Source organism: Streptomyces sp. T39 (assembly GCF_008042045.1).
GTDB lineage: Bacteria > Actinomycetota > Actinomycetes > Streptomycetales > Streptomycetaceae > Streptomyces.
The window spans coordinates 1-7,789 of record NZ_RDBP01000054.1; the positions used below are offsets into that span (position 1 = coordinate 1).

Genomic DNA, 7,789 nt, shown 5'->3' on the forward strand with positions numbered 1-7,789 from the left:
GCTGTGGGGAGGAGCGGGCGGGTGCGGCGCGTCCGGGACGTGTGGCCCGTCGGCGCCGGACAACAACAGTCCACCGCTGCCCGTCCTCCCCGGCGGGTCCGCCACGGCTCCGCCGGGGACGACGATAGGCAGGGGCCCACCCCCCGTTGCAGCCGTCCGTTTGGGGGGCTTGCGCCGCCCGACCGCCCACCCCCGGGCCGCGTTCCGCAGGTGCCCCGGCACGTCGCGCGCCGCCGGGGCGCCTCAGACGGGAGGCGTCCAGGCCGCGCGGGCGGTCAGGGGCCCTCCAGGCTGTCCTCGCGGACCCGGTGGGCCAGGTCGATCTTGGTGTAGGCGGGGCGGCCCGCCTCGCGGTACTTCGCCTTGACGCGGTCCAGGTAGTCCTTGGCGGTGTGGACGGTGATCCCGGCCCGCCTGGCCGCGGACTTGAGCGTCATCCCGGAGGCGTAGTCGAGCAGGATCTGCCGCTCCCGCGGCGAGAGCCGGGGGCGCTCCGGCCCGGTGTCGTGGGCGCAGGCGAAGGCGAGTTCGGGCGAGTGGGCGCCGTGTCCCGCCGCGATGTCCTCGATGGCGGCGACCAGCGTCGGCAGGTCGTTGTCCTTCGTCAGGTAGCCGTCGGCGCCCGCCCGTACCGCGTCGATGATCCGGGGGCGGTCGGGGACGGTGCTGATGACCAGGACCCGGCTGCCGGTGCGCAGCAGGCGCCGGATGTTGTCGGCGGGGGCGGATCCGTCGCGCAGCACCAGGTCGAGCAGGACGACGTCGGCGGGGGCGGGCACCGGTCCCGCCGCGCCGCCGGACGGCGGGTGCCCGGCCGCGGAGAGCAGTTCGCCGACGGTCGCCGCGGTGGCCACCAGGGCGAGGCCGGGGACGGGGGCGAGCCATGCCCGCATCCCGTCGACGAGCATCCGGTCGTCGTCGACGACCGCCACGGTGATCACGCCGGCCATCTCAGCTCCACCCGTACGCCCTCGCCGGGGGCGGTGTCCACACTGGCGTGGCCGCCGACCTCCGCCATCCGTCCCCTAACGGATCCGCTGAGACCGAGGCCGGGCACCTGCCGGCCGGGATCGAAGCCGGGACCGCGGTCGACCACGGTGACGACCACTCCCCCGCTCCCGTCGGTCTCCCCGGTGGCGGTGAGATAGGCGTGTCCGGTCCGCGCGTGCCGCCGGACGTTGTTGAGCGCCTCCCCCGCGGCGTCGGCGAGGGCCGCGGCGACCTGGGGCGGCACCTCGGGCAGGCCGTGGTACTGCGTGGTGACCCGCAGTTGCAGGCCCTCGGCCGCCGCGACCGCGGCCTCCAGCGCCTCGCCTATGGCGCGGTGGGGGTGCTCGTCGGCGTTCTGCTGGACGAGCCGCCGCAGATACGCCGCCTCCCGGGCGCAGCGCTCGCGCACTTGGGGCGCGTTGGCGTCGACGCCGCCGGCGGCGAGGGTGGTCAGGGTGGCGAGAACGGTGTCGTGGAGCGCCCGGTGGTGCTCCAGGCGCTCGGCGTACCGCGCCCGATGCGCCTCGGCCTCCAGCGCCCGGGCGTTCGCCTCGTCGAGAAGCCGGCCCTGGCGGCGCAGGTACCACCAGAAGACCCAGGCCATCGCCGCCGACGAGAGCAGTGAGTTGACGTGGCCGCCGAGCACGGCGGGGCTCGCGCCCACGAGTCGGTAGCCGCCGAGGTGGGTGAGCACGAGGAGGGCGACGGCGGCGAGGGCGTGCACGCGGTCCAGGGCGATGGCGGCGACGGAGCTGGCCGAGCCGCCGAGCAGCATCGACCAGCCCAGCGCGGCGGGTTCGTCCACCCCGGCCCACAGGTACAGGACGAACGGCAGCAGGCAGCCGCTGACGAGGACGTCGGCCCACACGTCCCGGCCGCGGAACCAGCCGTGTCGCAGGGCCGTCCCGTGGCACAGCACGCTCAGGGCGACGGCGGCCGCGAGTGCCGCGTACATCACGGGCTCGCCGCGGTGGCGCTGGGCGACCGCGAGGATCCCGACGGCCAGATGGCTGGCGCGGTAGAGCAGGGTGGCGAGGATCATGAAGGACTGCGCGCGTTGCAGCCCCGACCCCGCCCCGGCCGCCCCTTGCAGTGCGCGTATCGCACGTAACGGTAAGGAACTCACCGACAGTTCACGCCTCCCCGTACCGGTGGCACCGCGAGGTCCCGGCGGGTGGTCGACCCGTGGGACGGGGTTGGTGCACGGTGCCCAGAGTGTCGCTGGCGTCACGTATTGTGCCTCAGCGGGTGCGTGACGCACCTGCCCCGCCCACCCCTGACGGACCCCTGTCCGTGGCGGCGACGCCCCCGGCGCACCCCGCGGGGAGCCGCCTGGTCCGGAGGTCCGGTGCGCGTGATTGAGTGGAGCGGCACGACAGAACGGGGCGGGACACATGACGGTTCGCGGGGACGACGGTTCGCTGCTCGACGGCTCACCGCTCGGCGGGGCGCTCGACGCGCCCGCGCCGGCGGACGCGCTGACGGCGCAGATCCTCGACGCGGCGCGCGAGCAGTTCACCACCTTCGGTCTGCGCCGCTCGACGGTCGACGACGTGGCACGGCGGGCCGGGGTGTCGCGGGTGACGGTGTACCGCCGCATCGGCAGCAAGGACAGCCTGGTCTCGGCGTGTCTGCTGCGGGAGTACCGGCGGTTCGTGGCGGACGTGGACGAGGCCGTGGCCGGTCTGCCGACGGTGGAGGACCGCCTGGTCGAGGGCTTCACCGTGGTGCTCGGGCACATCCGCCGTCATCCGCTGGTCGGGGGCCTGCTGCGGCTGGAGCCGGAGACGATGCTGCCCTACCTCACGGTGGAGAGCGGTCCGGCGTTCCTCGCGATGCGCGGGTATCTCGTGGACCGGCTCCGTCAGGCGCGGCTGGCCGAGGGGCAGCCGGAGAGCGATCCGACGCCGGTGGCCGAGCTGATGGTGCGCATCACGGTCTCCTTCCTGCTCAATCCGGTGAGTACCTTCGAGCTGGACGACGACGACCGGGTTCGTGACTTCGCCCGGCGCTTCCTGGTTCCGCTGCTGGGGCGCTGAGGTCGCGCTCGCCGGGCAGCGGTTCCAGCGGGCGGCCGGCGGCCCAGTGCGGTCCGAGGTCGTCGAGTGTCCAGCCGAGCGGGTAGGAGCGTGCCCGGGGCCGGACGGGCAGGCGGTCGGGGCGGGCGGGCATCAGCGCGACGGCCCGGGACCTGGCCCGCACGGCGCGCTCGGCGGCCGTGCGCGCCCAGGCGGGCTGCTCGGGGAAGCCGAGGGCGCGCAGCAGCGGCTCGTCGAGGAGGGCCAGGGTCATCCGGACGGCCGTCGGGCGCAGGGGCCGCGGGTACCAGTCGGCCATGACCCGCAGGGTGGCGTGGGCGACCCTGCGGTTCGCGGGCGCGTAGGCGAACATCGTGCGCTCGTAGTCGGTCAGCAGTTCCTCGAAACCGGCGTAGGTGTCGGGGACGCCCTCGATCCCCATCATCTCGCCCGTCCGGCGTCCGACCAGCGCGATCGCCTGCACCTCCTCGGGGCAGAGCCGGCGCCAGCCGAACCGGTTGATCCAGCGCACCGGTCCCACCACGGTGGTGGCGAGGACGTACAGGAAGTCCTCGTTGGGGATGCGGTATCTGCCGTGGATGCGGTTGAGGTGACGGGCGGTGGCGCGGGCGCGTTCGGAGTCGAAGCCGTCGCGGACGAGTTCGTAGCCGAACAGCAGGGTGTCGTCGTACCGCTTCTGGCCGGCGCGCTCGAACTCCTGTGTGCGGTCGAGGAGTTCGGAGATGCGGGGGACTCCGTAGTCGCGCAGGAAGGCGACCCCGAGCCCCTGGCGGTAGTCCCAGGGGAACTCGTACTGGGTGATGAGCCGGTGTATCCGCTCGTAGTCCCGGGCGGGGTCCATGCGGCGGATCTCCCGCAGGCGGCTGTAACGGGCCATGCGGCGGGCCTCCCGTTCCGGGGCCGGGTTGCCGCCCGGCGCCGCTGAGTCAGAGATACAAGCACTATGTACTTGTTTCACTCAGTGGTCAACGCTCGCCGCGAGAAAGGGAGTTGATGACTGCGGATCGGGGCAGCGCCCGACGGACGAGAGGATCGGCACGGGGCGGCCTTCACCCGTTCGGCCGTATCCGCATGGCCGCGGGCCCGGGGCGGACCCATGCTCGGAACCGTCCCGGAGGGACACGCCCGCACCAGCACACGGCACGCTCGCGCGGGCACGGAGAGCCGAAGGAGTACTGCCATGGCTCAGTCAACCGCGCGGCACGACGGCGCACGGCGCAACCCGTGGGCGGCCGGAGGGACGGTCTTCGCCGGGGTGCTGCTTCTCGTCGACGGCGTGCTCAGCGTCTTCAAAGGCATCGCGGGCATCGCCGAGGACGAGGTGTACGCCCGCGTCGGCGACTACATCTTCAAGTTCGACGTCACCGCGTGGGGGTGGATCCTGCTGGTCCTCGGCGTGGTCCTGCTGATCACCGGGTGCGGCGTCCTGACGGAGGCGGGCTGGGCGCGGGCGCTCGGCGTCGCGTTCGCCTCGCTGAGCATCCTGCTCAACTTCCTCTGGCTGCCGTACCAGCCGCTGTGGGCGGTGATCTCCATCGCGATCGGGGTGTTCGTCATCTGGTCGCTCTGCACGGACCGGCCCGCCCGCTCGCACTGACCGGGTGGCCGACGGCGGCGGGGAGCCGCGGCGGASTCCGCCGCGGCTCCCCGCCGCCGGGGCGCGCGCTCAGCGCCAGCGGTCCCGTTCGCGGTCACCGGTGTCGCAGACCTCGAAGACGACCTCGCCCGTGTCGATGTCGGCGCCGGCGGCCGGGCGGACACGCTCCCCGGCCCAGACGAGGTGGGGCGGTGCGCCGATCACCCGGCAGCGAAGCATGAAGCCCTCGGGGAACCGGACGAGCGACTCGTTGCGGGCGAGTTTGGTGTAGCGGTGGACCACGGTGGTCCGCACGACGATCCCGTCACCGTCGCTGCGGGCGGACTCCAGGTCGCTCGACGCGCACACCGGGCACAGGAGCCGCCGGAAGGAGGCGGTCCCGCACCAACGGCAGCGCTGATAGATCAGACCGGTTTCCCCACGCACCGGCGCTGCGGTGGCACTTCCTGGCTGGGACACGTCGCGACCCCCTGCACTCGGCTCCGAGCGGCACGCCCTCGCTGCCGCTGCCCGCACGATATGGCACTGAGTGCCGCCGCGTAAAGACACTCAGTGTCAATTATTTCGCGCCGGTGCCGAGCGCCGCCTCGACCTGCTGCACCACGCGCCACAGCGGGGCGTCCCGGCGGGCCACCATGACGATCACGTCGCCGTCGGCCCGTGCCACGCCCGCAGCGCCGCCCGGGCCGCCGGCCGCCGAACTCTTCGGCGCGGCGGCGACGGAGGGGGCGGGCCGGGACCACACCTCGCGCACCGTGCCGAGGGCGTGCTCGACCGCGGCCTCCGCATCACCCGCGCCGCCCGAACGCAGCCAGGCCCGCAGGGCGTTGTTGTGCGCGGCGACCACGGCCGCGGCCACCACCTCGGCGCGCAGTGCCCCGTCCGGGCCGTCCGTCCAGCGGCCGCGCAGATATCCGGCCATGGTCCGCTCGTACCGCCGCACCACGGACAGCTCGTAGGTGCGCAGCCCCGGCACCTCCTGCGTCAGCCGGTAGCGCTGGACCGAGAACTCCGGCTTCGCCGCGTACATGCGGGTCACCAGGCGGGCGGCGTCGCAGACCGCGCGCACCGGGTCGGGGTCGGCGCCGCGCGCGAGGAACTCGGTCATGTCCGCGAGACAGCTCTCGTGGTCCGGGAAGACCGCGTCCTCCTTGGAGGGGAAGTACCGGAAGAACGACCGCCGCCCGACACCGGCCCTGGCGACGATCTCGTCCACCGTGGTCCCCTCGAAGCCGCGCTCCAGGAACAGCTGGAACGCCGCCTCGGCCAGGGTTTCCCGCATGGGCGTCCTGGGAGGGTCGTCGGCCCCTTGAGCAGCCGCCGGCCTGCGCCGTTTACGCACCTCAGTCATGCGGGGAACGTAGCACCGGAACCCCGATTTGGCACTTGGTTCCTTTACACGGGGTACTGAGTGCCATAGGTTCGGTACATCAACCATGCGCGTCATGCGACCGCCCGTCAGGAGGAGAGCCGGCGTGAGCCTGAGGATCGTTGTCTGTGTGAAGTACGTGCCCGACGCCACCGGCGACCGGCACTTCGCCGATGACCTGACCGTCGACCGGGACGACGTCGACGGCCTGCTGTCGGAGCTGGACGAGTACGCGGTGGAGCAGGCGCTGCAGATCGCGGAGAGTGCGGACGACGCCGAGGTGACGGTGTTGACGGTGGGGCCGGAGGATGCGAAGGACGCGCTGCGCAAGGCTCTGTCGATGGGTGCGGACAAGGCGGTTCACGTCGAGGACGACGATCTGCACGGCACGGATGTGATCGGCACGTCGCTGGTGCTGGCGAAGGCGGTCGAGAAGGCGGGCTTCGACCTGGTGATCGCGGGCATGGCGTCGACGGACGGCACGATGGGTGTGGTGCCGGCGCTGCTGGCGGAGCGTCTGGGTGTGCCGCAGGTGACGCTGCTGTCCGAGGTGTCGGTCGAGGGCGGCACGGTGAAGGGCCGCCGGGACGGTGACACGGCCAGCAGCCCGGGCGTGTCCGCGCCGGCCGCCGCCGCTCCCGCCGCCCCGGACACGCCCGGGCTGCTGAGGTCCGTCTTCCGGCGGCACGCCGCCGGTGTGGCGGTGATCACCGCCCAGGGGGAGCGGCCCGTCGGGTTCACCGCGACCTCGCTCACCTCCGTCGCCGCCGAACCGCCGCTGATCTCCTTCGGCATCGGCACCGGCGCCTCCAGCTGGCCCGTGCTCTCCGAGGCCGGTCACATCGGCGTGCACATACTCGGCGAGCACCAGGAGGAACTCGCCGCCCGGTTCGCCCGCAGCGGCATCGACCGCTTCGCCGGACCCACCGGATGGCACACCGGACCCCAGGGGGTCCCCGTGCTCGACGGTGTGCTGGCCTGGCTGGTCGGCCGGGTCGTGGCCCGCGTCCCGGCGGGGGACCACATCATCGTCATCGCCGAGGTCGTGGACGGCGAACACGGCCCCGACGGCAGCCCGTTGCTCTATCACCAGGGCCGTTTCACCGGCCTCCGGGACTGAGGCCGCCGGCCGTTGGCCAGATCACATGGCAAAGCGCTTGCTTAGCGGCGTCGGGGCGGGTGTACTGACGAGTAATATTTCGGTCGGAGCGCGGCCCGCCCCGACCGGGATCCGCCCCACAGGACGCCTATGCTGCGTTCACAAGGGATCCAGTAGAGACGATGCAGTAGGAGAGCCGGCGTGAGCCTGAGGATCGTTGTCTGTGTGAAGTACGTGCCCGACGCCACCGGCGACCGGCACTTCGCCGATGACCTGACCGTCGACCGGGACGACGTCGACGGCCTGCTGTCGGAGCTGGACGAGTACGCGGTGGAGCAGGCGCTGCAGATCGCGGAGAGTGCGGACGACGCCGAGGTGACGGTGTTGACGGTGGGTCCGGAGGATGCGAAGGACGCGCTGCGCAAGGCTCTGTCGATGGGTGCGGACAAGGCGGTTCACGTCGAGGACGACGATCTGCACGGCACGGATGTGATCGGCACGTCGCTGGTGCTGGCGAAGGCGGTCGAGAAGGCGGGCTTCGACCTGGTGATCGCGGGCATGGCGTCGACGGACGGCACGATGGGTGTGGTGCCGGCGCTGCTGGCGGAGCGTCTGGGTGTGCCGCAGGTGACGCTGCTGTCCGAGGTGTCGGTCGAGGGCGGCACGGTGAAGGGCCGCCGGGACGGTGACACGGC

General features: G+C 72.8%; 8 protein-coding genes and 2 pseudogenes. 5 read left to right on the plus strand and 5 right to left on the minus strand.

Annotated features, from left to right (window positions below; translation table 11 throughout):
- Positions 1-275 precede the first annotated feature (275 nt).
- A complete protein-coding gene (locus tag EAO77_RS32255) occupies positions 276-950 on the minus strand; it encodes a response regulator (protein ID WP_147991879.1) in 675 nt (224 codons plus the stop codon).
- Positions 938-2,032 carry a sensor histidine kinase gene (locus EAO77_RS32260; RefSeq protein ID WP_147991880.1) on the minus strand — a complete coding sequence of 365 codons (1,095 nt, stop codon included), beginning with the start codon at positions 2,030-2,032 and terminating at the stop codon, positions 938-940. Before EAO77_RS32260 ends, EAO77_RS32255 begins: the two co-directional genes overlap by 13 nt.
- 352 nt (positions 2,033-2,384) lie before the next feature.
- Here EAO77_RS32260 and EAO77_RS32265 point away from each other — a divergent pair, with 352 nt between their 5' ends.
- Positions 2,385-3,029, plus strand: coding sequence for a TetR/AcrR family transcriptional regulator (locus EAO77_RS32265; protein ID WP_147991881.1), 645 nt, complete (start codon positions 2,385-2,387; stop codon positions 3,027-3,029).
- On the opposite strand, the gene EAO77_RS32270 is transcribed toward EAO77_RS32265, so the two are convergent.
- A complete protein-coding gene (locus EAO77_RS32270) occupies positions 2,941-3,906 on the minus strand; it encodes an oxygenase MpaB family protein (protein WP_147991882.1) in 966 nt (321 codons plus the stop codon). The two genes, EAO77_RS32265 and EAO77_RS32270, sit on opposite strands and share 89 nt — an antisense overlap.
- 303 nt (positions 3,907-4,209) lie before the next feature.
- Here EAO77_RS32270 and EAO77_RS32275 point away from each other — a divergent pair, with 303 nt between their 5' ends.
- On the plus strand, positions 4,210-4,626 hold the full coding sequence (locus tag EAO77_RS32275) for a hypothetical protein (RefSeq protein ID WP_147991883.1): 417 nt from the start codon (positions 4,210-4,212) through the stop codon (positions 4,624-4,626).
- 69 nt (positions 4,627-4,695) lie between these two features.
- Here EAO77_RS32275 and EAO77_RS32280 read toward each other — a convergent pair whose 3' ends face one another.
- Complete coding sequence (locus EAO77_RS32280; protein ID WP_261994239.1) at positions 4,696-5,052, minus strand: Zn-ribbon domain-containing OB-fold protein; 357 nt, start codon at positions 5,050-5,052, stop codon at positions 4,696-4,698.
- A gap of 133 nt (positions 5,053-5,185) precedes the next feature.
- Positions 5,186-5,908 carry a TetR family transcriptional regulator gene (locus tag EAO77_RS32285; protein ID WP_147991885.1) on the minus strand — a complete coding sequence of 241 codons (723 nt, stop codon included), beginning with the start codon at positions 5,906-5,908 and terminating at the stop codon, positions 5,186-5,188.
- A 193-nt stretch (positions 5,909-6,101) separates the two neighbouring features.
- On the opposite strand from EAO77_RS32285, the pseudogene EAO77_RS40630 reads away from it, so the two are divergent.
- From EAO77_RS40630 to EAO77_RS32295, 3 genes and pseudogenes are all read left to right on the plus strand, one after another.
- A pseudogene (locus EAO77_RS40630) lies at positions 6,102-6,600 on the plus strand (electron transfer flavoprotein subunit beta/FixA family protein); the annotation flags it as partial.
- Positions 6,601-6,608: 8 nt separating this feature from the next.
- A complete protein-coding gene (locus EAO77_RS39025; RefSeq protein WP_261994256.1) occupies positions 6,609-7,115 on the plus strand; it encodes a flavin reductase family protein in 507 nt (168 codons plus the stop codon).
- Between the two features lie 180 nt (positions 7,116-7,295).
- A pseudogene (locus tag EAO77_RS32295) lies at positions 7,296-7,789 on the plus strand (electron transfer flavoprotein subunit beta/FixA family protein); the annotation flags it as partial.